17 protein-coding genes and 2 pseudogenes are annotated in these 22,720 nt (G+C 63.8%); 6 read left to right on the top strand and 13 right to left on the bottom strand.

What is annotated here, in order from left to right:
- Nucleotides 1-5: 5 nt before the first annotated feature.
- The 10 genes from ACJASC_RS11730 to iolD form a co-directional block, all read right to left on the bottom strand.
- The gene (locus tag ACJASC_RS11730) at nucleotides 6-1,436 is read right to left on the bottom strand and encodes an NAD-dependent succinate-semialdehyde dehydrogenase (protein WP_415146204.1); all 1,431 of its coding nucleotides are present in this window, start codon (nucleotides 1,434-1,436) and stop codon (nucleotides 6-8) included.
- 59 nt (nucleotides 1,437-1,495) lie between these two features.
- Nucleotides 1,496-2,470, bottom strand: coding sequence for an ABC transporter permease (locus ACJASC_RS11725; protein ID WP_415146203.1), 975 nt, complete (start codon nucleotides 2,468-2,470; stop codon nucleotides 1,496-1,498).
- Nucleotides 2,470-3,264, bottom strand: coding sequence for an ATP-binding cassette domain-containing protein (locus tag ACJASC_RS11720; protein ID WP_415146202.1), 795 nt, complete (start codon nucleotides 3,262-3,264; stop codon nucleotides 2,470-2,472). Before ACJASC_RS11720 ends, ACJASC_RS11725 begins: the two co-directional genes overlap by 1 nt.
- A gap of 20 nt (nucleotides 3,265-3,284) precedes the next feature.
- The gene (locus ACJASC_RS11715) at nucleotides 3,285-4,253 is read right to left on the bottom strand and encodes an ABC transporter permease (RefSeq protein WP_415146201.1); all 969 of its coding nucleotides are present in this window, start codon (nucleotides 4,251-4,253) and stop codon (nucleotides 3,285-3,287) included.
- Between the two features lie 94 nt (nucleotides 4,254-4,347).
- Nucleotides 4,348-5,373, bottom strand: a complete 1,026-nt coding sequence (locus ACJASC_RS11710; protein ID WP_415146200.1) for a sugar ABC transporter substrate-binding protein — start codon at nucleotides 5,371-5,373, stop codon at nucleotides 4,348-4,350.
- A gap of 217 nt (nucleotides 5,374-5,590) precedes the next feature.
- Nucleotides 5,591-6,724 (bottom strand): Gfo/Idh/MocA family protein, encoded by a 1,134-nt coding sequence (locus ACJASC_RS11705; protein ID WP_415146273.1) that lies wholly within the window; start codon nucleotides 6,722-6,724, stop codon nucleotides 5,591-5,593.
- A 36-nt stretch (nucleotides 6,725-6,760) separates the two neighbouring features.
- Nucleotides 6,761-7,825: a sugar phosphate isomerase/epimerase family protein gene (locus ACJASC_RS11700; RefSeq protein WP_415146199.1), complete on the bottom strand. Its 1,065-nt coding sequence runs from the start codon at nucleotides 7,823-7,825 to the stop codon at nucleotides 6,761-6,763.
- Entirely contained in the window at nucleotides 7,822-8,637 is an 816-nt protein-coding gene (locus ACJASC_RS11695; protein ID WP_415146198.1) for an SDR family oxidoreductase, read from the bottom strand. Before ACJASC_RS11695 ends, ACJASC_RS11700 begins: the two co-directional genes overlap by 4 nt.
- The gene (iolE, locus tag ACJASC_RS11690) at nucleotides 8,634-9,533 is read right to left on the bottom strand and encodes a myo-inosose-2 dehydratase (RefSeq protein WP_415146197.1); all 900 of its coding nucleotides are present in this window, start codon (nucleotides 9,531-9,533) and stop codon (nucleotides 8,634-8,636) included. The genes ACJASC_RS11695 and iolE overlap by 4 nt, the downstream gene beginning before the upstream one ends.
- 1 nt (nucleotide 9,534) lies before the next feature.
- Nucleotides 9,535-11,406, bottom strand: coding sequence for a 3D-(3,5/4)-trihydroxycyclohexane-1,2-dione acylhydrolase (decyclizing) (iolD, locus tag ACJASC_RS11685; RefSeq protein WP_415146196.1), 1,872 nt, complete (start codon nucleotides 11,404-11,406; stop codon nucleotides 9,535-9,537).
- Nucleotides 11,407-11,508: 102 nt separating this feature from the next.
- Here iolD and iolG point away from each other — a divergent pair, with 102 nt between their 5' ends.
- Nucleotides 11,509-12,516 (top strand): inositol 2-dehydrogenase, encoded by a 1,008-nt coding sequence (iolG, locus tag ACJASC_RS11680; RefSeq protein WP_415146195.1) that lies wholly within the window; start codon nucleotides 11,509-11,511, stop codon nucleotides 12,514-12,516.
- 110 nt (nucleotides 12,517-12,626) lie between these two features.
- Here the strand turns inward: iolG and ACJASC_RS11675 are convergent.
- Nucleotides 12,627-13,481, bottom strand: a pseudogene (locus tag ACJASC_RS11675) (IS30 family transposase); the annotation flags it as partial.
- Between the two features lie 351 nt (nucleotides 13,482-13,832).
- Here ACJASC_RS11675 and ACJASC_RS11670 point away from each other — a divergent pair.
- Nucleotides 13,833-14,594: a DeoR/GlpR family DNA-binding transcription regulator gene (locus ACJASC_RS11670; RefSeq protein WP_415146193.1), complete on the top strand. Its 762-nt coding sequence runs from the start codon at nucleotides 13,833-13,835 to the stop codon at nucleotides 14,592-14,594.
- Nucleotides 14,587-15,744, top strand: a complete 1,158-nt coding sequence (locus ACJASC_RS11665; protein ID WP_415146192.1) for an MFS transporter — start codon at nucleotides 14,587-14,589, stop codon at nucleotides 15,742-15,744. The genes ACJASC_RS11670 and ACJASC_RS11665 overlap by 8 nt, the downstream gene beginning before the upstream one ends.
- Before the next feature lie 217 nt (nucleotides 15,745-15,961).
- On the opposite strand, the gene ACJASC_RS11660 is transcribed toward ACJASC_RS11665, so the two are convergent.
- Nucleotides 15,962-16,990: a trans-3-hydroxy-L-proline dehydratase gene (locus ACJASC_RS11660; protein ID WP_415146191.1), complete on the bottom strand. Its 1,029-nt coding sequence runs from the start codon at nucleotides 16,988-16,990 to the stop codon at nucleotides 15,962-15,964.
- 1 nt (nucleotide 16,991) lies between these two features.
- Nucleotides 16,992-19,033: pseudogene (locus tag ACJASC_RS11655) on the bottom strand (oxidoreductase).
- Between the two features lie 116 nt (nucleotides 19,034-19,149).
- Between ACJASC_RS11655 and ACJASC_RS11650 the strand changes: the two are divergent.
- From ACJASC_RS11650 to ACJASC_RS11640, 3 genes are all read left to right on the top strand, one after another.
- The gene (locus ACJASC_RS11650) at nucleotides 19,150-19,815 is read left to right on the top strand and encodes a TetR/AcrR family transcriptional regulator (RefSeq protein WP_415146190.1); all 666 of its coding nucleotides are present in this window, start codon (nucleotides 19,150-19,152) and stop codon (nucleotides 19,813-19,815) included.
- 557 nt (nucleotides 19,816-20,372) lie between these two features.
- Nucleotides 20,373-21,407 (top strand): LacI family DNA-binding transcriptional regulator, encoded by a 1,035-nt coding sequence (locus tag ACJASC_RS11645; protein ID WP_415146189.1) that lies wholly within the window; start codon nucleotides 20,373-20,375, stop codon nucleotides 21,405-21,407.
- A 25-nt stretch (nucleotides 21,408-21,432) separates the two neighbouring features.
- Entirely contained in the window at nucleotides 21,433-22,692 is a 1,260-nt protein-coding gene (locus ACJASC_RS11640) for an ABC transporter substrate-binding protein (protein WP_415146188.1), read from the top strand.
- Nucleotides 22,693-22,720 lie beyond the last annotated feature (28 nt).

Genomic DNA, 22,720 nt, shown 5'->3' with positions numbered 1-22,720 from the left:
CTCCCTCAGAAAACGATCTGTGCCAGCTTGGTGTCGAGGTAATCGCCGATCCCCTCGGTGCCGCCCTCGCGGCCCATTCCGGAAAAGTTGGTGCCCCCGAATGGCGCCTCGCTCGCGGCGAGGGCAAAGCTGTTGATCCCCACCATCCCGGCCTTGAGCGTGGCGACCGTGCGACGGGCGCGGTCCGGCGATCGGGTAAAGGCATAGGCGGCAAGGCCCATGTCGGATGCATTGGCGCGGGCCAGCACCTCTGCCTCGTCGCCAAACCGGGTGATAGCGGCAACGGGGCCGAAGTTTTCTTCGGCAAAGACCCTCATGTCGTCGGTCACGCCGGTCAGAACCGTCGGCTCGTAGAAATGGCCGCTGTTCTGGCCTGCTGGGCGCTGCCCGCCGCAAGCAAGGGTGGCACCAGCCCGGATGGCGCCCTGCACGATGGCGTCGATCTCGGACAGGCGACCGGCGTTGATCAGCGGGCCCATGCCGGTGTCGGAGTCCATCCCGTCGCCGACGCGGATCTTTCGCGCACGCCTGACGAAGCCCTCGACAAATGCGTCATGCACGCTGTCATGCACGAACAGCCGGTCGGGGGTGACGCAGACCTGGCCGCAATTGGCGAACTTGGTCGCCACAACTGCATCCAGTGTCGGTTCCAGATCGGCATCGTCGTAGACAATCAGGGGGGCGTTGCCGCCCAGCTCCATGCTGACCTTCTTCACGGTATCGGCGGCATCGCGGATCATCTGCTGGCCGACGCGGGTGGACCCTGTCAGTGATACCTTGCGCACCCGCGCATCCGCCATGATCGGCACGTAGGTGTTTGCGGTGGAGCCGACGACAAGGTTCACAGCGCCGTCCGGCAGGCCGCCCGCGCGGATGCAATCAACCATCACCATCGCGACGCCCGGCGTCTGCGACGAGGGGCGCAGCACTACGCAGCAGCCTGCTGCCAAGGCCGGTGCCAGCTTGCGGGCGGGAAGGGCGGCAGGAAAATTCCACGCGGTGAAGGCGCCCACGATGCCGACAGGCTCGCGGGTGATCTCGAACCGCCCGCCAGGCACCCGGCTTTCGACCATGCGGCCATAGATGCGGCGCGCCTCTTCGGCGTACCAGCGGAACTGGTCGCAGGAGAGGGCCCATTCCCGGCCCGATTGCGCCAGCGGCTTGCCAGTCTCGGCCGAGATCATTCGGGTGGCTTCATCAGCGCGCGCCAGCATCTCGTCTGCGATGCGGTGCAGCGCGTCGGCGCGGGCAAACCCGCCCATCTCGCGCAGGTGGGGCAAGGCGCGGGCGGCGGCATCGATGGCGCGCGCGGTGTCCTCGGGCGATGCTGCGGGCACCCGGCCCAGCGGCTTTTCCGTGACGGGCGACAGCACGTCCAAGCCGTCACTGGACCGGACCCATGCCCCGTCGATGAACAGTCCGAAATTTTGGTACATTTCTCAACCTTCTGATCTGTATGGTTGGGCGGCGCGCGCGCCATCAGCGCCGGGTAGCGTTATCGCTTGAGCGACCAATGGCGCAGCCGCCGATCGCCATAGGCGGCCGCAACGACGATGATCCCCAAAAGCAGCATGAACCACTGTGGCTTCACGCCCATCACCACGAGGTAGGACTGGATCGACGACAGCACGAAGGCCCCGACCAGCGCCCCCAGCAGCGAGATCCGCCCGCCAGCCAGTAGGCAGCCGCCCAGCACGCAGGACGCGATTGCCTGAAGCTCCATCAACCGGCCCATCGACCCGTCGGCGGACCCCAGCTTGCCCGCCTCGAGCACGCCGCCAAGTGCTGCTAGCGTGCCGCACAGCACGAAGGCCGAAAGCTTCACCCGGTCCACTCGCACCCCGCGCGACAATGCGCTGTCGGCGGATCCGCCGGTGGCCAGCAGCCGGTTGCCGAAGGGCATCGCCTTGAGCATAACCGTCAGCACCACGAGCCCCGCGAGCATCCACAGCCAGGCGGTGTTGAACCCCCAAAGCGTGTCGCCGCCCAGCAGCCAGTAGCTGACGCCACCGCGCTCCTTGAAGGGGATCGAAAAGGCGAAACCGCTAGTCAGTGCGATGGCGATGCCGCGAAAGATCATCAGCGTACCAAGCGTGATGATAAGAGACGGCGTCCCGGTCCGGGTGATCAGCAGGCCGTTGAAGGCCCCGATCGCCGCCCCGGCGACTACCGCCGCCACCGCCGCCAGCGCCGGGTCGATTTGCACCGCAAGCCACAGATAGACTAGCGCCCCGACCCCGAAGGTGGACCCGACAGAGATGTCGATTTCTCCGGTGCCAATCACAAGCGCTACGCCCATGCTCATCAGGCCAAGCGTCGCCGTGATCTGCATGATGGTGCCAAGGTTGTAGGCGTTCGCCCAGCGGCCATCGGAGGTGGCCGAAAAGAAAACCACCAGAAGTGCGGCGATCAGCACGATGCCGATTTCGGTATGGCGGCTGATGAAGGGCTTGATTGTTGCCGCAACCATCACACCGCCTCCCGCTGCATCGCGTCTTCGTGCTTCTCGACAAGGCGGCCACCCTGACGGATGACATCCTCGAGCTCTTCGGCGGTCATCTCGCTGGTCGAGGCATCCGCAACCTTCTCGCCGTTCTCCATGATGACGATCCGGTCGGCCAACTTGTGCACCTGAAAGATGTCGTGGGTGATGTAGATCACCAGAAGGCCCTGTTCCTTCAGCTGCACGGCAAGCTCGTTGACATGCTCACGCTCCCGGACGCTCAGGTGGTTGGTCGGCTCGTCCATGATGACCACGCGGTTCATGAATTCGACCGCACGGCCGATCTTGACCGACTGGCGTTCGCCACCCGAAAGCCGCTCCACCTCATCATCGGCGGACACGTTGTCACGCAAGCCGAACTCGCGGATCACCTTGGCCGACTTGCTGCGCATCTTTGCAAAATCGAGAAACGGAATGCCGAGGATCTTCTTCACCGGCTCGCGCCCGAGATAGAAGTTGCGCGCGATCGACAGGTTGTCGCACAAGCCGACCGATTGCTGGATCGTCTCAATTCCCTGGTCGATGGCGAGCTTCGGGTGAAATTCAGTCACCCGTTTGCCGTCGAAATAGACCTCGCCCTCGCTGGGGGTGTGGATGCCGCACAGAATGCGGATCAGCGTCGTTTTTCCCGCCCCGTTGTCGCCGACCAGACCGACCAGTTCGCCGGCGTGAAAATCGACAGAGACGTTCTTGAGCGCGTGGAACAGCCCGAAGTACAAATCGAGATTTTTGACCTGAATGAGCGGCGTTGCGTTCGACATGGGTTTCTCCTCCCCCTGTGTCAGACAGAATGGCCGGCCCAGCGGGCGAGCTTCTGATTGAAGATGACGGCGACGATCAGCACGATGCCGATGAAGGTGATGAACCAGGACGACGGCGCGCCAAGTGCGATAAGCTCGTAGCGGAAGCTGATGACGATGAAGGCCCCAAGCACCGCCCCGATCAGTGATCCGCGCCCGCCCGAAAGCAGGCAGCCGCCGATCACCGCCGCCGAGATCGCCTCCAGTTCCAGCAGATCGCCAAGCGTCACATGGGTCTGGGGCTGATCGGCAAGGGTGACGATCCCGGCGAACCCAGCCAGCAGGGAGCACAGCGTGAATGCGGCTATCTTGGTGCGGTCGATCAGCACACCGCGCGAGGCGGCGCTTTCGGCATTGCCCCCGGTGGCCAGTAGCCGGTTACCGAAGGGGGTCATCCACAGCACCACGCTGAGAATCACCAGCACCAGAAGCGCCCAGAAGATTGCCGCCTCGATGCCAAGGATCTCGCCGCCGAACATGCGGGTCAGCCAGTGGGCGCGCGCTTCTTCGGGGAAGTTGCGCACCGAGCCGCCGGTCCAGACATAGATGACCCCGCGAAAGGTAAACAGCCCGCCAAGCGTGACAATCATCGACGGCAGCCCGCCCTTGACCACGGCAAAACCCTGGATCAGCCCGCAGGCTGCGGCGATGACAAGCGCGGCGATTGTCGCGCCTGGCACCCCCAGATCGGGTTGCAGCGTGATGAAGGCAACGCCTGTCAGCCCGTAGACGGAGCCTACTGACAGGTCGATCTCTTTCGACATGATGATCAGCGCTTGGCCCATGGCGATCAACCCGAGGATCGCTGTGAAGTGGATCACGTTGGAAAGGGTCCGGGTCGACCACCAGCCACCGGCGTCGATCGCGGTGAACGCTACCAGCATCACGACGACGCCGATCATCGACCCAAGGCCCGCGCCCGAGGCAAATTGCCGTATCAGAGGCATCATTCCCCCTCCCGAATTTCGTTGAATGCCCGACTTTCGCCGCCGGAGAACCGGGCAGCCGGCACAGCGACCGACTGCCCGAAAGATGACGGTCGGCTTACCAGGTGTTCTGGTTGTCGTACTCTTCGTCGCCGAACACGCTGCGCACGAGGTCGGCCCACTTGTCGGCGTTCTCGGCGTTGATGATGACGGGGCCGGTCAGGATGTCGGATTGCGGCTCGTAGCCAAGCGTCTTGTTCCAGTAGAGCCATTCCATCGGCGCGTAGCCCTGAAGCCAGAAGCCTTGGCTGTTGGAAGCCAGCAGCTTGCCTTGACGCACGCCTTCGATGGACACGGGCGCCTCGTCGACCGTCACGACGGTCACGCCCTCGTTGTCGACATCCGGGCTCAGGTCCATGTCATTTGCCACGCCCCAGGCCCAGGGCGAAGACCAGCCCGCCACCGTGAAGATGACGTTGGTTTCGGGGTTGGCGGACAGGTAGGATTGCAGTGTGTTGCGCGCCGTGGCCGGTTCTGCCCCGATGAACAGTTCCTCGAATTTGGCACCGGTGCCTTCGAGGGCATCCTTCATGCCGTTGCAGCGTGCCTTAAGGCCCTGATGCGCCGAATCGTGGTTGGCGCAGATGACGCCGGTCGGGGCGGGGATGTCACCGGCATCGGCCTGTTCCAGCAGGTATTTGCCAAGGTTGAGGCCGGTGAGATATTCGTCGCCGCCCACATAGGTCAGGTAGGGAATGCGCTCATCCGCGGGGCGGCTGTCGGGGATGTTGAAGGCGACGACGGGGATGCCCATCTCAATGGCGCGGCGCAGCGGGCCTTCGAAGGCGTCGTTGTCGACGATGGGCACCGCGATGCCGTCGGGCTGGGTCGAGATCGCCTGTTCGAGCAGACGAACATGCTCTTGCACCGAGTAGTTATTGGTCGAGATGTATTCGGTCTTCACGTCCGGGTATTTCTCCTCGAACGCGGCCATGGACTCGGTCAGCCAGCCCATGTTGGCGTCGTTGGAGCCGATGTGCGAGACCATAACGAAGCGGAATTCCTTGTCCTGCGCCGCGGCGGGACCGGACAGCGCAGCAGCGGTCATCACACTTGCCAAGGCAAGGCTGTGGGTGAGCTTCATTGGTAATTCCTCCATGTTGGCACCCGGCTGTTCAAGAACCGCCCTCCTGCGGCCGCAACGATTGTTGCATGAACAAGGTGTTTGATATTTATATTGCCAGTCTGCCGTTCAGTCAATGTATATTGCATATTGGAGCATATTCGCAATATTTGCTGCTGAATACGAAAAAGGCACGCCCCACGAGGGGGCGCGCCTTGCACTGGGGACCATCGAAAGGTCAGACTGCGACGGGCCTTAGCCACGGCTGATCGGCCGCCTCGTGGCTGTCGACGACCGCTTCGACGAAGGCCACGCCCTTCAGCCCGTCTGAGGCTGTGGGCAGGTTGCGACCCAGCGGACCGGGGGCGCGCCCCTCGCGCTGCGCGCGGATCGCCTCGGCAAATCCGGCGTAGAGATTGGCAAATGCTTCGAGATAGCCCTCAGGATGGCCCGCCGGCGTTCGAGTGCGCGCTTTGGCGTCCTCGGAGAGATCATCGGCCCCGCGCTTTATGGTCTGCACCCGTCCGGCCAGAGGCGACAGGATTAGCTCATTGGGCTGTTCCTGGAACCATTGCAGCGATCCGGTCTCTCCAAACACTCGCAGACGCACCCCGTTGGAGTGCCCCAGCGCCACCTGCGACGACCACAAGAGCCCGCGTGCGCCCCCCTGATACCGCATCATGACATGGGCGTTGTCATCCAGCGCGCGCCCCGGCACAAACGTCGCTAGATCGGCGGTCAGACTGTCCAGCGTCAGCCCGCTGACGAAGCCAGCAAGATGATAGGCATGGGTGCCGATGTCGCCGATGGACCCGCCACGCCCGTTCTTTGCGGGATCGGTGCGCCAGGCCGCCTGAGCGTTGCCGGATTGTTCGATGGCTGTAGCCATCCATTCCAGCGGATATTCGACCTGCACCGAACGCACCGCGCCGATGTCGCCCGCCGCCACGCGCACGCGCGCCTCGTGGACCATGGGATAGCCGCAATAGGTATAGGTGACCCCCACGAAACGGTCCGAGCTGCGCGCAAGCGCCTCGAGCGCAACGGCATCGGCCAGCGTCGCCGTCAGGGGCTTTTCGCAGATCACATCGAAACCCGCTTCCAGCAACGCCTTGGCGATAGGGAAATGGGTGAAATTCGGGGTGCAGATTGCAACCGCCTCGACCCGGTCGGCGCGGTCTTGTTCCGCTGCGATCAGATCCTGATAGCTGCCATAGCTGCGGGCCTCGTCGATGCCTTGGCCACCCGCAAAGGCGCGGCCTTTTTCGGGATTGACGTCGAAGGCCCCGGCGACCAGTTGCCACGCGCCGTCCAGACGCGCGGCGATCCGGTGTATGTTACCGATATAGGCGCCATCGCCGCCACCGATCATGCCAAGGCGCAGAGGGCGTTGATAAGCGGTCATTGTTTACTCCAGTCCAAGCATGGCGCGGTTAGCACCCTTGTCCGCGCCGGATTTCACGAAATCGTCGAAAGCGCGGTCCGAGACGCTGATGATGTGATCGGCGATGAAGGCCGCGCCCTCTCGCGCGCCGTCCTCGGGGTTCTTGATGAAACATTCCCACTCCAGCGTCGCCCAGCCATCGAACCTGTAGGTCGCCAGCTTGGTGAAGATCGCCTTGAAATCCACCTGCCCGTCGCCGGGACTGCGAAAGCGCCCGGCCCGCTTTTCCCAAGGCTGAAACCCGCCATAGGCGCCGGATTTTCCGTCGGGGCGGAATTCTGCGTCCTTGACATGAAAGGCGCGGATGCGGTCGTGGTAATGGTCGATGAAGGCGAGATAATCGAGACCTTGGAGGACGAAATGCGAGGGGTCGAACATGATGTTCGCCCGCGTGTGACCGTTTAACCGGTCGAGGAACATCTCCCAGCTGTGGCCATCGTGGGTATCCTCGACGGGGTGGATTTCGAAGCACGTATCCACGCCCTCGGCGTCAAAGCTGTCCAGCAGCGGTTTCCAACGCGCGGCGAGCTCGGTGAAGGCCTCGTCGATCAGTCCTTCGGGCCATTGCGGATAAGGGTAGAGATAGGGCCAGGCCAGCGATCCGGTAAAGGTGGTGTGGGTGCCAAGGCCAAGACGCCGCGAGGCGCGCGCCGCATGTTGCAGATGCTCCTCGGCCCAGGCGCGGCGCGCGGCGGGATTGCCGCGCACCGCCTCGGGGGCAAAGCCGTCCATGATGACATCATGCGCCGGGTGCACCGCGACAAGCTGGCCCACCACATGCGAGGCCAGCTCCGCTAGCTCCAGCCCATGTTCCGCCAAAGTGCCGCGTAGATCATCGCAATAATCGGTACTTTGCGCCGCGGTGGGCAGGTCGATCAGCCGCGTGTCCCAAGTCGGGATCTGCACAGCCTTGAAGCCTTTGTTCGCCGCCCATTCGGCCAGCGAGGGCAGGGTGTCAAAGGGTGGCTCGTCGGCGGCGAACTGGGCCAGAAACACCGCCGGACCCTTGATCGTGGTCTTCGCGCTCATGGCCGCAGCTTTTCCGCCGGGCCGGGGGCCTGACCGTCATAGCCGCCCCAAACCGATTGGTCGAAATGGATCACCGCGCCGGTCATCATGCCGCTGTCGTCCGAGGCAAGGAACAGCACCGCGCGGGCGACCTCGGCAGGATCGAGCAGGCGCCCGAAGGGCAGGCCCGCGTTGGCCTTTGTCTCCCAGTCGGGATCGCCGGATTCCGCCAGTTGCAGTGCGCGTTCGTGATCCGAGGACATCCAGCCGATATCGAGTTGGTTCACATGCACACCGTTGCGCATCAACGCATAGCCCGACGAACGTGTCAGCGTCGACAGCGCCGCCTTTGATGCGCAATAGGGCGCGATAAACGGCTGCCCAGCTTGCGATGAGGTGGAGCCGATGTTGACGATGCGCCCGCCGGCGCCTTCGCGGTCCATCACGTTGACCGCACCCTGCATCAGAAAGAACGGCGCGCGGGTGTTGACCGCGAACATCCGGTTGAACAGCTCCGGCGAGGTGTTCAGTAGATTGCCCCGGTCAGTCAGCCCGGCCGCGTTCACCAGAATGTCGATCCGGCCAAAGCGGGCGTCGGCCTGCGCGATGATGCGCTGCACATCGTCGGTGTTGCCAAGGTCGGCGGCAATCATCAGCACCGGCACGCCGGTCGAATCGGTGATCGCCCGCGCCATCGCTTCGCCTTTTTCGCGGCCCCGCCCGACGATGGCGATGCCCGCAGCACCCGCCTCGGCGAACAGCCGCGCGATGGCCGCGCCAAGCCCTTGTGTGCCGCCGGTGATGACGGCGATCTTTCCATCGATGCGGTTCATGCCTGCACCTCGTATCCTGCGGCGTCCATGACGCGTTTCAATTCGGCGCGGCCCTTGCGCGCCATGTCGAGCGGCGGGTTGGCCACCGGGTCCTGCTCCGCTTCGATCACGAACCAGCCCTCATAGCCCTTCTCTGCCAGCGCCTTGACGATGGCCTCGAAATTGAGGCTGCCGTCGCCCGGAACGGTGAAGGCCCCCTTGATGACCGCGTCGAGAAAACTCTCGCGGCTGCGGTCGAGCCCGTCGATCACCGCGCGGCGCACGTCCTTGGTGTGGACATGGCTGATCCGGGCGTGATGGTTTTCTATAACACGGAAATTGTCGCCCCCGGCAAAGGCCATGTGCCCCGCGTCAAACAGCAGCGGCACCGAGCTATGCGCCATGAACCGGTCCAACTCTGCTTCGGTTTCTACCGCTGCCGCCATGTGGTGATGGTAGGCGAGGGGCATACCTTCACGCGCGCACCAATCGGCGAAATCGCTGACCTTGCGCCCGTAGGCGGCCATTTCCGCCTCGGAGAGTTTGGGCTTTCGCGCCAACGGGATATCCCGCGCGCCCTGCACCGAGCGGGCGGTTTCGCCGTAGACGATGCAGGGCGCACCGGCGGCCTTGAAGAACGCGTGCTGTTCGGCAATGCGGTCCTTCTCGGCCTCGATGTCGCCATCCAGCAGCAGGCCCGAGAACCAGCCGCCGCAGACCGAAATCCCGTGCGTTGCAAGGATCGGGCCGAGCGTGCCCATGTCCATCGGAAAGCGGCGCCCGGTTTCCATCCCTGTCAGCCCGGCTTCTGCCGCCTGCCTTAGACACTCGTCGAGCGAGACATCGTCCGACAGTTCGGCCAGATCGTCGTTCCACCACGCGATGGGCGCGATGCCCAGTTTTGCCTTAAGACCCATGTCACACCCCCTGCCGCTGCTTGGAGCGGAAAGCTTCCTGCTTTTCGCGGGCCTTGCGGATGCTTTCCCGGTCATTGACCTCGGGCACGCCGACGTACCAGTCCGCCCCGCCATCGGTCCAGGTCCAGGCATCCGAGTTGATCGACAGTACGGTGGTCCGGTTGGTGCCAAGCGCCCAGTCCATCGCCGCCTCGAGGTCTGACAGGCTGTCGCAATGCCGCGCGAGGGCGCCCATGCTTTCCGCGTGCTTGACGAAATCGACGTGGAGCGGGTTGTCGCGGTTCAGGACGCGGCTGTCCTTCAGCAGGTTGTTGAACCCCGGCACGCCCATGCCGGTCTGGAGTCGGTTGATCACCCCGAAGCCGCCGTTGTCGCAGACCACGACGATCATCTTATGGCCCGACAACACGCTGGAATAGATATCGGAATTCATCAGCATGTAAGACCCGTCGCCGACCATGACGATGGGTACGCCGGTCTGGGTATCGCCCTCGGTCTTGGCCATCGCATGACCCCATGCGCCGGCGATCTCGTAGCCCATGCAGGAAAAGCCGAATTCGCAGTCGAAGGTGTTGGGCGCCTTGACGCGCCAGTTCTTGACGGTCTCACCCGGCAAGCCGCCCGCAGCGGTGACCATGGTATCTTCGGGGCGGGCCGCCTTGTTCACCACGGCGATGACCTGTGCATAGGACGGCACCGGCGCGTTGGTCGCGGCTTGGCCTTCATCCAGCGCGGCGTTCCAGTCGGCGTAAAGGCTTTGCGCCTGTGCCATCCGCGCGGGATCGCAGGCCCAGCGGTCCAGCGCGCTGTTCAGTTCGTGAAGCGTTTCAAGCGCATCGCCGACCACGGGCAGGGACTGGTGCTTGTGGGCATCGTGACGCGCCGCGTTGATCGAGATGAACCGGGCGTCGGGCGAAAAAGTCGTCCACGATCCGGTAGTGAAATCCTGAAGCCTTGTTCCGATGGCCAGTACCACATCGGCATCCAGTGCCAGATTCATTGCGGCGTCAGTGCCCTCGATCCCCAGTGCGCCGACATAGGCAGGGTGATCATGCGTCACCGCCCCCTTGCCGGCGATGGTCTCGGCCATGGGAATGCCGCGCGCCTCGGCAAATGCCGCCAGCACCTCGCCCGCGCCAGAATAGCGTACGCCCCCACCCGAGATGATCAGCGGCTTCCTCGCTGTTTTCAGCAGGGCAACCGCCGCGTCGAGCTGATCGCGCGAGGCGCGCGGGCGCGGGATGGTCCAAGTGCGCTCGGCAAAGAATGCCTCGGGGTAATCATAGGCCAGTTCCTGCGTGTCTTGCGGCAGCCCGATAAAGGCAGGGCCGCAATCCGCCGGATCCAGCATGGTCGCGATGGCCTGCGGCAAGGATGACAGGATCTGTGCGGGGTGGGTGATCCGGTCCCAATAGCGGCAGACGGGCTTGAAACTGTCATTGACCGTCGTCGCCGGGTTGCCGAAGTGCTCGACCTGTTGCAGCACCGGATCGGGCAGGCGGTTCATGTAAGTGTCGCCTGAAATCAGCAGCACGGGCAGGCGATTGGCGTGCGCCACGCCTGCCGCGGTCACCATGTTCGTCGCACCGGGGCCTACCGAGGTGGTCGCCACCATGATCTGTCGGCGCAGTTTCGCCTTGGCAAAGCCGATTGCGGCGAGCGCCATGCTCTGTTCATTCTGGCCGCGCCATGTGGGCAGCCTTTCCTGCACTTGCTCCAGCGCTTCAGACAGACAAGTCACATTGCCATGCCCAAAGATTCCGAACACTCCCGCGAAAAGCGGGATACGGACGCCATCGACCTCTGTGTATTGTGCGCACAGGTAGCGCACGAGCGCCTGCGCCATAGTCAAACGTATTGTCTTGCTGGTCATCTTCCCTCCTCCTCGACGAGTCATCGCCGCCTTTTTGAAACATCTATTGACAAACTTTCAATTTGGCAACAGAGATTGCAGGCATACCATGGGAGGAACCTGATGTTGCGAATTGCAGTGCTCGGTTGCGGCAGGATTGGCCGAATGCATGCCGAAAATATCCACACCCATCCACGTGCCGTGCTGGCCGGCGTGTTCGATGTGGTAAAAGCTGCGTCCGAGGATATCGCCAGTCGGCTTGGCGTGCCCCATTTCCCCACATCCGATGCAGTGTTCGATTCCGCCGAGGTCGACGCGATCCTGATCGCAACTTCAACCGCGACCCATGCCGATTTCATCGAGCAGGCGATGCGCTGCGGAAAGCCAGTGTTATGTGAAAAACCCATCGATCTGTCTCTTGATCGGGTCAAGCTGTGCGCCGAGCGTATTGCTGGCAGCGATCTACCCATCATGCTGGGCTTTGTACGCCGCTTCGACGAAGGCCACGGGGCAGTGCGCAAGGCGGTCGCGGCTGGCACGCTGGGCGAACTGCATCAGCTTACCATCACCTCACGCGATCCCGACATCGCGACAGACGCCTATATCGAGGCGTCCGGCGGCATTTTCCATGATATGACCATCCATGACTTCGACATGGCACGGTTCATCATGGGCGAAGAATTCGAGACTGTCAGCGCCGTGGGTGCGCGGCTGGTGTCGCCCGAACTCATGGAGCGGTGCGACGATTATGACACCATCACCGTGGTGATGACGACCGCCAGCGGCAAGCAATGCACCATTTTAAACTCGCGCCGTGCCGTTTATGGTAGCGATCAGCGGGTCGAAGCGTTCGGCAGCGCTGGCATGGCGATTTCTGAGAACCGCACAGAGCATGGTGCAAAAATTTACGGTGCTACCTTCACCGATCAGGGCGCGCCGAACCTGAATTTCTTCATCGAACGCTATGGCTCTGCTTTCGCCGCGGAGATCGATGCCTTCGTCGATGCTGTCGAGACTGGGCAGCCTCCTTCGGTTGGGTTCGCCGACGGCCAGAAGGCTTTGGAACTCGCGGAAGCTGCGCGTTTGTCGGTTCGCGAGGGGCGTTCCGTCAAACTGAGCGAGTTCTCCTGAGGGTGTGAGTTCAATGCTGGTTGCGACACGGGTCAAGGGATCCTCCGCGCGTCATCGCGCGGCCGGTTATCTCCTCCACCGTCGGGTGGTTGGTTACTCTCTCAAGCTGCGTAGCTTCGGTTCCGGTTATTGGTGTTTTCGACCGTGCCCTTCTGCCACGGCGATTGCGGGTCGCAAAACCATGGAGCCACGCCGAGACCGGCCTTGAGATGCGCCCAGGCGGTGAACTCGGTGCAGCGGTCGAAGGTGATGGATCGGCGCGCCGGTTGGGGCAGGGCGCGGATGGCCGCGATGACCTTGCCCATGACGGGCTGGGTCCGCTTGTCGGCGTTCTTCAGAAGCACGGTGAAGCGGCTGACGCGCTCCACGAGTGTGGTCACGTTGGCGGACCCGAACCGCTGCCGGAACAGCATCAGGTCGGCCTCCCAATGGCCGAACTGGGAGCGCTGTGCCACCGCCTCGGGCCGGAACAGGATGCTGACATCACGGTGGAATTTCGGCGCACGACGCTTGCGGGCGCGCCTCGGGCGGCGGGCCTTGCGATGGGTCGGCAGATACCACCAGAGCTCGTCGCGCATACCTTCCTTGGCGTAGATGTAGCGATAGATCGTTTCCTGGCAAACCCGCAGCGGCGCGCGCTCCATGCGCATTCGACCGGCGATCTGCTCCGGCGTCCAACCATCCTTGATCCGCTCGACGACCTGATCGCACAGCTGCGGATGCCGGATCAGCTTGCGCTGCCGGGCGCGACGGTCACTGGTTCTCAGCTGCGCGGCCATCGCGAAGTAGCCCACGACCTTGGGCATGCAGGGATCCTGGAAATGGTTGCGTCGGAGCTCGCGGAAGATGGTCGAGCGGTGGCGGCGCAGCACCCGCGCCATCTCGTTCACGGACACTCTGGCATGACGCCAACGCTCGATCTTGCGGCGCTCCTCGAGCGTCAGCTGCGCGTAAACACGTCCCATACTGGAAAACTCCTGTTTGATAGGGCATTGTTTTCAAACAAGAGTCGCAGTTGGAAGTAGCGCGCGCCGCTACAAACAACTTTAACGCGTAATTAACGTTATGTTAACTATGGCGCTATTTCTTAGGTCATGCAGCTTCACTTTGAGCTCGTAGGCTCATCATGTTGCGCTTCCAGATCGATCAGTCTTGCAATCATCAGCAGAGGATTTGCCACCGGACGGCACCTTTGACTTCCTGACTGACGAAGTGATTGTCTCTATCGTTTCGCAGCATACCAATTATCTGGCATAACGTTGCATATCTTCGCATTACTCGGCATATAGCGGTGAAATGTGGAATCAGCTTGCGGCATGAAGTTAGATCAACCTAGCCCCGAGTTGCGACAGGACGCACTGCGAAGCCGATTGGAGCGAGGCTCGGCTTTGTCTCTTGCGACCGCCGCGAGAGAGTTCGGCGTCTCGACAGACAGCATCCGCCGCGACCTCAAGGTCCTGGAGGAACAGGGCGTCGCCCGCTGCATCCGTGGCGGCGCTTTGCCCGTGACCCGTCCGGTTCGACCAGCGCTCGAGCGCATGGCGATTACCGATGTGCTGGCCGAACGACTGGCGGCCGCAGGCCTGTCGTTGATCGAGGATGGCATGGTGATCGCCCTCGACGGCGGCTCGACCGTGTTGGCGCTGGCTCAGCGCCTGCCTTCGCTGCCGAACGGCCTCGTTGTTACGCCGGCCCCGGCAGTGGCGTTGGCCACTCTTGCCGCCGGCATCCCGACCCAGCTCGTCGGTGGACGTCTCTCCGCCGCGGGCGCGATCACTGTTGGCCCTGATACCGTAGCGGCGCTTTCGGGGATCACCGTGGACATCGCCTTCCTCGGGGTCTGTGGGTTGGAGGCCGGGTTCGGCTTGAGCGCTGACGATTCCGACGAGTGCCACACGAAACGCGCGATGATCGCCGCGAGTCACCGCAACGTGGCTCTGGCCGGAGCCGAGAAACTCGGACGACGGGCACGACACCGTGTGGTGACCTGCGATGCCCTCGACATGTTGATTACCGATGCCAAGGCGGACGCAACGGCGCCACTGGCCTCGACGGGACTGGAGATCTTGAATGCCTGATATCGTAACCCCCTGGCGCAGCGTCGCTGCCGCATTCGCCTTGAACGGAATGCTGCTGGGAAGCTGGGCTTCGCGGGTCCCGGCCGTGGCCTCGGGCTTCGGCCTCGACGAAGGCGCGCTTGGATTGCTGCTCTTGGTCATGGGAGTGGGTGCGTTGGTTTCCTTCCCTATTGCGGGAAAGCTTGCCGATCGGTTCGGCGCGGTGCGGGTGACCCGCTGGATCACGGTGGTCTACCTGGTGTCGATCGCGCTCGTCGGGCTGGCGCCGGTGGTGCCCGCACTGGGAGTGGCGCTGTTCCTCTTCGGCATGTGCCATGGCTCAATGGACGTGGCGATGAATTCCTGGGCTGCCGAGGTGGAGCAGCACATGGGGCGTTCGGTGATGTCATCCTTCCATGCCATGTGGAGCCTCGGCGCCGGTCTGGGCGCCGCTGGCGGCTTTGTGGCAACCAGTTTCGCCGCACCGGTGGGTCTTCACTTCCTGTTGGCGGCCCTCCTGGCCGCTCTGCTGCTCGGCCCGTTCCTGCGCCTCGACTGGACCTCACGCATCGCGACCGGCGGCACGGGCGAGCCGGTCTTCACCTTTCCACGCGGTGCGCTGATCTTCGTTGGCCTCATAGCGCTCGGCGCGGGCCTTGGCGAAGGCGCCGCGGTGGATTGGAGCGCGGTGTTTCTCGCCGATGTGCTCGGCGCCGCCGAGTCGCACGCGACGCTGGGCTACGCGGTGTTCTCGGTCACCATGGTGGCGATGCGGCTTTGCGTCGATCGGCTGATCACCCGCCACGGGCCGCGCCGGGTGGCGCTGGCAAGCGGCCTGCTGGCGGCCTCGGGCTACCTGATCTGCGCCCTGTCGGACAGCCTCACTGTGGCACTCGCGGGGTTCGTGCTGATGGGGCTGGGCTACGCGGCGGTGATCCCGCTGGCCTTCAGCCGTGCCGCCGCCGATCCCGAGATCCCGGCCGGACAGGCGATCGCCTCGGTGGCGACGCTGGGCTATGGCGCGATGCTGATGGGGCCCCCGGCGATCGGCTTCATCGCTGACGCCAGCTCGCTGCGGATCTCCTTCGCTCTGGTCGGTCTCTTCGCGCTGCTGATCGCGGTGCTGTCACCGGTTCTGGGGCGCGCCCGCCCGGCGCCGCAGACGGCCTGAACGGGGGGATGCGTTTGCCCTCAAAGCAGAGCCGCGCGTTCTACGTCGGCGAGGCAATGGTTAGGCTCTGAACAAGATGGTGCGGCTCGTTATCCCGCCCAGAAAGGCCAGCATTTCATCGAAGGTGACTGAACAGACTGCCGCAGCGCGGACCTCGCGGGTGATGCGCCAAGGTCCGCAGCGCGCATGACTGTCGCGTGAGAGCAAGAGATCGGCCTTAACGTGCGCCCCAGGTATCCGACAGCCGGTAGCCTTCCGGCCAAGGACCGGAGGGGTCGAGCATGTGCTGGTGAATGCCGGTGATCCAGCCTCGTCCGGAGATCTCGCGGCGGATCGCCGTGCGGCCGCCAAGCGTCGTCTCGCCGAGGATGGTGCCGTCGAAGGTCGAGCCGATCACCGAGCGGGCGGTCAGGCGGTCACCGGCCTTCATCGTGCCGCGCGCATGCAGTACCGCCATGCGGGCCAAAAGCGCCGTGCCGGTGGGCGAGCGATCGACCTTACCAAGCTGGATCGCAACGGCCGACCCGGCTTCGAACCCCGCAAGACCTCGCGCCAGCAGCCCGGCGAACAGGCAGAACGAGATGTGCTGCCAGTCCGGGTTCTCGGGATGCTCAAAGCCAAGCTGATCATTAGCGGCGTTGGTGATCCGCACGCCGAGCGTGGCGATGTCGTGCGCCTCGTCCTCGGTCAGCGAAAAGCCAAGTGCTGTCGCATCGACGATCACGAAGCTGTCGCCGCCATAGGCGGTGTCGACGGTGAGCGTGCCCAAGCCCTCGACCTCCAGTGCGGCGTCGAGCCGGTCGGCGAAGGACGGCACGTTCTCGACGAAGATCCGCTCCGCCTTGCCGTCCCGGCACGCCGCGCGCACTCGGACGAGACCGCCAGGTGCCTCAAGCACAAGCTGCGTCTCGGGCTCCTCCATCGGCACCAGCCCGCCATCGAGCAGCACCGTGGCGACGCAGATCGCGTTCGAGCCGGACATCGGCGGCGTATCCTCAGGCTCCATGATGATCCAAGCCGCCTGTGCGTCCGGATGCTTCGGGGGCACCAGCAGGTTCACGTGCCGGAAGACACCACCGCGTGGCTCGTTCAGAACGAAGTTGCGCAGACTGTTGTCGCGGGCGATCCAGCGGCTCTGCGCCCAGAGCGTGTCGCCCGGCGGGGGCAGCACGCCGCCGCCGATGACGTCGCCTACCTCGCCCTCGGCATGGGCGGAGATCACATGGATGGTCTTGACCGAGCGCATCTCAGAGCACCTTGCACAGCCGTAGCGCGTCATAGATCGCCGCGTGGGTGTTGCGGGCGGCAACGGCGTCGCCGATGCGAAACAGCTGGTAAGCGCCGCCCGGATCACAGACGACCTGCTGCGGGTGGCCCGCGATCAGCGCCTCGTAATCGACTTCGCCGCGATTGGTAGAGCCCTCCAGAAGGTCGAAATAGACATCGTCGAGCGGCCGCGTGCCGTGGTTCACCACCACCTGGTCGACCCGGCGCTCGCGGCTGACGCCACCGTAATCACTGCCGAGCGTCGCCATGAGCGCGTTGCCGTCGCGATGCACGGCGTCGAGCTTCCAGGTCACGGTGAAGGTGACGTCGCGCTTTTGCAGCTCGCGCAAAGCCGGTGTGAGCGACATGGCCATGACCTCGGGCGTGAAGGTCCGATCGCGGGTGACGATCTCCACCTTCGCGCCCGTGGCGGCGATCTTCTCGGCCGCCTGAAGGCCTGCATAATCCCCTGCATCGTCATAGATCAGCACGTTCACGCCCGGGGCGACATCGCCCGACAGGATGTCCCAGGCCGACGCTGTAAGACCGTTGCCCTCCGCCAGGATGTCGGTGTGGGGTAGCCCGCCGGTGGCGATGATGACGACGTCGGGGGCCTCGGCCCGCACGGCCTCTTCGTCGGTGAAGCTGTTGAAGCGGAAGGTGACGCCCATCCGCGCGCATTCGGCAAAACGCCACTGGATGAGCTGCATCATCTCGGCCCGGCGCGGCGTGAGTGCGGTCAGCCGCACCTGCCCCCCGGGATCGGATCATTCGCCGCCTCGTGGACGATCACCTCATGGTCCCGTTCAGCGCAGACCCGAGCCGCTTCCAGCCCGGCGGGACCGGCGCCGATGATCACCACTCGACGGCGCGCCTGCGCCTTCGGCACCACATGCGGCTGCTCGAGCTCGCGCCCCGTCGCTGGGTTGTGCAGGCACAGCGCCATGCCGCCTTGATAGATCCGATCGAGGCAGTAATTCGCCCCGACGCAGGGACGGATGCGCTCCTCCTCACCGCGCAGGATCTTTGCGACGATATGCGGGTCGGCCATGTGCGCCCGGGTCATGCCGACCATGTCGAGCTTGCCGCTGGCGATGGCATGCCGTGCCGTTGCTACGTCCTGGATCTTGGCGGCGTGGAAGGTCGGGAAATTGGTCGCGGCACGGATTTCGCCCGCGAAGTCGAGATGCGGGTTCGACCGCATTCCCTGCACCGGGATCACATCGGTGAGCCCGGCATCGGTATCGATATGACCCCGGACCACATTGAGGAAATCGACAAGACCGCTGTCCTTCAGCCGGCGCGAAATCTCGAAGCCCTCTTCCTTGGTGATGCCACCGGCCATGTCCTCGTCGGCCGTGTAGCGGATGCCGACGAGGAATCTCTCTCCCACCCGGTCACGGATCGCGGAGAGCACGTCCATCGACAGCCGCATCCGGTTTTCGAGGCTTCCGCCCCAGACGCCATCGAGCGTGTTGCTGACCGGCGACCAGAACTGGTCGAGCAGGTGGCCGTAGGCCTGGAGTTCGATGCCGTCGAGGTCGGCGGCCTGCATCCGCTCGGCGGCATTGGCGTAATCCTCGACGATGCGCGCGATGTCCCAGTCCTCGGCCTTCTTTGGAAAGGCCCTGTGCGACGCCTCGCGCTCATGGCTCGACGAGATGACGGGGAGCCAGTCGGCCTTGTCCCAGCGGGTGCGCCGGCCAAGATGGGTGAGCTGGATCATCACCGCGCAGTCATGGTCGTGGCATTGGTCGGTGAGCTTCTTCATCCAGCCCACCACCTCGTCCTTCCAGGCGAGGATGTTGTTGAAGACCGGCGGGCTGTCGCGCGCCACGCTGGCTGAGCCGGCAGTCATGGTCAGGGCCACGCCCGCGCGCGCCCGTTCCACGTGATAGGCGCGGTAGCGGTCTTTCGGCATGCCGTCTTCGGGATAGGCCGGCTCATGGCTCGTGATCATCAGCCGGTTCTTCAGACGCAGATGCCTGAGATCATAGGGTTGGAGCAAGGGATCCTGGGACATGGTGACTCCGTGGCCTGATACAGCGACCATCCATCAAAATGTTCATTAATGTCAATTAAAGGATCACCTCTGTATATTTTGTTGCAGCTTATGTCTGCCGCCCCTATGCTGCCCTGATGCCAAGGCGCCCTATTGCAACAGAAAAGACGACAGGCTGGCGCGGATCGCGAGAGCTGTGGCTAGACGCAGCCAAGCAGGCGTTGCTGGAGGCCGGTCTCGACGCGGTGAAGATCCAGCCTCTGGCAGCTCGACTGGGCATCTCGCGCACCAGCTTCTACTGGTTCTTTAGTGACCGGGACGCACTCCTCGATGCCCTGCTCGAGGAGTGGGAGGCGAAGAACACCGGGGCCTTCGTCGCCGCGTGCGATGCTTATGCCGAGACCATTGCCGAGGCGGTGCTGAACCTCATTGCCATGTTCCACGACGAGGGTCTGTTCGAGCCGCAACTCGACTTCGCAGTGCGCAGTTGGGCTCACAAATCGGACGACGTGATGGCCCGGGTCAACGCCGCCGACGAGCGAAGACTGGCGGCGATCCGGGCGATGTTCGAGCGCTTCGGCTTCGCGCCCGAGGATGCGGACGCGCGCGCGCGAACGGTCTACCTCGTGCAAATCGGCTATATCTCGATGCAGGTTCGGGAGGACTGGGACGTGCGCATGGGCCGGGTCCCCGCCTATGTGAGGACCTATTGCGGCGCTGCCCCGGCGCCGAACGAACTTGCCCGGTTCCACGCGCGGCTCGGGTTTGAGTCCCACGAAGAGCCATCGCGCGAAGGCATTTGATCGCATGGTGCCAGGTGGTCGTCTGCTATCTGTCTGGGAAAGAACCGGTCTCGAGGCGGTTCGCTGTACCGGGGGTGATGGGATGAGACAATGCGGGCTACTTGTCCCCACCAATATTAGCAGACTTTCGAGCAGCCTGAAGCAAAGATCACAATCAGCCCTTTCTAGACCTCTGCGCAACGCGCAGCACAAAACCAGACCTTGGGCACGAACAGCGGAGAGCCGACCTTCGCTGCGTTCAGCGCCTAAGGCCGAAGCAGGCAGACGGCGATCTTCGAATGTTGTCGTTATTTTCAGCGCAGAGGGCTGCCAGCGGATGTGCAGGGGGAACCAAGCAGTGGTCCTATGCCTGTAAAACGCTCCCGGGCTCCGATGCGATTGGCAGGATCATCACGTGCCAGCGCCGGTAAGTCGCGGTGCCAGATCCAAGACCGCAGTCGCGAGCGCAATCTGAAAGGGGTTGACCATACGAAATTGGATTTGTTATGACACCGATGTCATGACACCGATGTCATGCCATGTGGTCTGAATGGGTAGGGTGAGGGGAGAGCGAGACGATGGCGACGATCTACGACGTTGCAAAGCAGGCCGGCGTCTCTCCTAAGACTGTCTCGCGGGTGATCAATGGCGATGCGCCGGTCGGGCTCAAGACACGCGATGCGGTTGAGGCTGCTATTTGTGAACTCGATTATCGCCCCTCGCGTGCAGCGCGGACGATGCGCTCCAGCCGGTCCGGATTGATCGGGCTGATCACCGGGGCGATCTCCCGGGGCGACGGAAGTGCCGGACCATCCGGCCTGCCGGACCTGTTCATCGTGCAGGCGATCCAACGCGTCGTGGCCGAGGCGGGCATGACCCTGATGATCGCCGATACCGGGGGCGAGGTTGATCGCGCCTCCGAGTTGATGGCGACCTTCGCTCAGCATCGGGTGGAGGGGCTGGTCTATGTCGCCGATCATCATCAGCGGATCGATGATCTCGACCCGCGCGGCACGCCGTTGGTGCTGGCCAACTGTTTCGACACCGCGGACACGCCCGCGGTTCTGCCCGACGATCGCGCGGGCCAGCGCGCATTGGTCGAACGGGTGATCGCTGCCGGGCATCGCCGCATCGGTTATTTCACCCTTCCCGAAGGTATGATCGCGACGGAACTTCGCAGCCAAGGCTATCGCGAGGCGCTGGAGGGCGCGGGACTGGCCTTCGACCCGGCACTGGTGATTGGGGGCTTCGCTGATCGCGGCGAGGGACCCAAGCCGTTCCTCACATCTGCGCTCGACCAACTGCTGGCGCTCGAGGACAGGCCGAGCGTGATCTGTTGCGGCAATGACGAACTGGCTCTCCGGCTCTACGGCGAACTGCGCGACCGCGGCATCCGCGTGCCGCAGGAGATCTCCATTGCCGGCTACGACGATTACCGCGTCATTTCCGAGACGCTGTACCCGCCGCTCACCACGGCGGATCTGAACTATCGCGGCATCGGCGAGGCGGCGGCGCGCCGTCTTCTTTCGCTGATCGCGGGGGCACCAGCACCGACCGAAGTCGAACTGGTCGGCGGACCGGTCTGCTGGCGCCGATCCGTAACCGAACACTGACATCCAACTGGGAGGAGACCCGAAGATGACCAGAACGAACCTAATGGCAGGCACGATCTTTGCCAGCGCTCTCGCCACTGGTGCGGCTGCGCAGACCGAGCTGAGCATGTGGTATCACGGCGCCGGTAACGAGGTAGAAAGCGATATCATCAACGGCATCGTCAGCGACTTCAACGAAAGCCAGGATGAATGGAAGGTCAGCCTGCAAAGCTTCCCGCAGGGCAGCTACAACGACAGCGTCATCGCGGCCGCACTGGCCGGAAACCTGCCCGACATCCTTGATGTCGACGGCCCCGTTATGCCGAACTGGGCTTGGTCGGGCTACCTTCAGCCGCTGCCGATCGACGAGACGATCATCGAGAATTTCCTGCCCGGCACCAAGGGCGAATGGGACGGCAAGCTGTACTCGATCGGCCTGTGGGACGCTGCCGTCGCCATGGTGACGCGTCAGAGCTACCTCGAGGAGCACGGCATCCGCATTCCGACACTCGAGGAGCCTTGGACCCTCGAGGAGTTCGACGCCGCCTTGGTGACGCTGCAGGACAGCGGCGACTTCCAGTACCCGCTCGATCTCGGCATGGCCTGGACCGGCGAATGGTATCCCTACGCCTTCAGCCCGTTCCTGCAGAGCTTCGGCGGCGACATCATCGACCGCGAAACCTATGCCACCGCCGAGGGCGCGCTGAACGGCGATGCCGCGGTCGAGTTCGGCGAATGGTGGCAGTCGCTGTTCGAGCGTGACCTCGTGCCCGGCACCAGCCAGGACCCGGCGGACCGCGAGAATGGCTTTGTCGAAGGCAAGTACGCGATCAGCTGGAACGGCAACTGGGCCGCCAAGAATATCCTCGAAGCATATGGCGACGACACGCTGTTCCTGCCGGCGCCCGATTTCAGCAACGGCCCGGTGATCGGCGCGGCCAGCTGGCAGTTCGGCGTTTCGGCGGAATCCGAGCATCCCGAAGGCGCGGCCGCCTTCATCGAGTTCGCGCTTCAGGATCAGTACATGGCCGATTTCTCGAACGGCATCGGGCTGATCCCGCCGACCCCGTCATCGGCCGAGATGACCGAGAACTACAAGGAGGGCGGCGCGATGGCTGTATTCTACGAGCTGTCCGAAGAGCAGGGCATGCTGCGCCCCGTCACGCCGGGCTACGTCGTCGCCGCCAAGGTGTTCGAGAAGGCGCTGGCCGACATCGCCAACGGCGCCGACGTGGTCGACACGCTGGATGCCGCCGTCGACGAGATCGACAGCGATATCGAGCGTAACTCCGGCTACGGCCACTGATCCTCCCCTCCGGGCCCCTCGAATGAGG

This window comes from Limimaricola cinnabarinus (assembly GCF_047631075.1).
GTDB classification, from domain to species: domain Bacteria; phylum Pseudomonadota; class Alphaproteobacteria; order Rhodobacterales; family Rhodobacteraceae; genus Limimaricola; species Limimaricola cinnabarinus.
Note: the sequence above shows the minus strand (reverse complement) of the source record. Positions and strands in the feature narration are given on the sequence as shown.

Coding starts and splice junctions, on each gene's coding strand:
- ACJASC_RS11715 (WP_415146201.1), bottom strand. CDS start 4,253: ATGATGCCTCTGATACGGCAATTTGCCTCGGGCGCGGGCCTTGGGTCG.
- iolE (WP_415146197.1), bottom strand. CDS start 9,533: ATGGGTCTTAAGGCAAAACTGGGCATCGCGCCCATCGCGTGGTGGAAC.
- ACJASC_RS11730 (WP_415146204.1), bottom strand. CDS start 1,436: ATGTACCAAAATTTCGGACTGTTCATCGACGGGGCATGGGTCCGGTCC.
- ACJASC_RS11710 (WP_415146200.1), bottom strand. CDS start 5,373: ATGAAGCTCACCCACAGCCTTGCCTTGGCAAGTGTGATGACCGCTGCT.
- iolD (WP_415146196.1), bottom strand. CDS start 11,406: ATGACCAGCAAGACAATACGTTTGACTATGGCGCAGGCGCTCGTGCGC.
- iolG (WP_415146195.1), top strand. CDS start 11,509: ATGTTGCGAATTGCAGTGCTCGGTTGCGGCAGGATTGGCCGAATGCAT.
- ACJASC_RS11660 (WP_415146191.1), bottom strand. CDS start 16,990: ATGCGCTCGGTCAAGACCATCCATGTGATCTCCGCCCATGCCGAGGGC.
- ACJASC_RS11700 (WP_415146199.1), bottom strand. CDS start 7,825: ATGAGCGCGAAGACCACGATCAAGGGTCCGGCGGTGTTTCTGGCCCAG.
- ACJASC_RS11720 (WP_415146202.1), bottom strand. CDS start 3,264: ATGTCGAACGCAACGCCGCTCATTCAGGTCAAAAATCTCGATTTGTAC.
- ACJASC_RS11665 (WP_415146192.1), top strand. CDS start 14,587: ATGCCTGATATCGTAACCCCCTGGCGCAGCGTCGCTGCCGCATTCGCC.
- ACJASC_RS11725 (WP_415146203.1), bottom strand. CDS start 2,470: ATGGTTGCGGCAACAATCAAGCCCTTCATCAGCCGCCATACCGAAATC.
- ACJASC_RS11645 (WP_415146189.1), top strand. CDS start 20,373: ATGGCGACGATCTACGACGTTGCAAAGCAGGCCGGCGTCTCTCCTAAG.
- ACJASC_RS11695 (WP_415146198.1), bottom strand. CDS start 8,637: ATGAACCGCATCGATGGAAAGATCGCCGTCATCACCGGCGGCACACAA.
- ACJASC_RS11705 (WP_415146273.1), bottom strand. CDS start 6,724: ATGATCGGTGGCGGCGATGGCGCCTATATCGGTAACATACACCGGATC.
- ACJASC_RS11650 (WP_415146190.1), top strand. CDS start 19,150: ATGCCAAGGCGCCCTATTGCAACAGAAAAGACGACAGGCTGGCGCGGA.
- ACJASC_RS11640 (WP_415146188.1), top strand. CDS start 21,433: ATGACCAGAACGAACCTAATGGCAGGCACGATCTTTGCCAGCGCTCTC.
- ACJASC_RS11670 (WP_415146193.1), top strand. CDS start 13,833: ATGAAGTTAGATCAACCTAGCCCCGAGTTGCGACAGGACGCACTGCGA.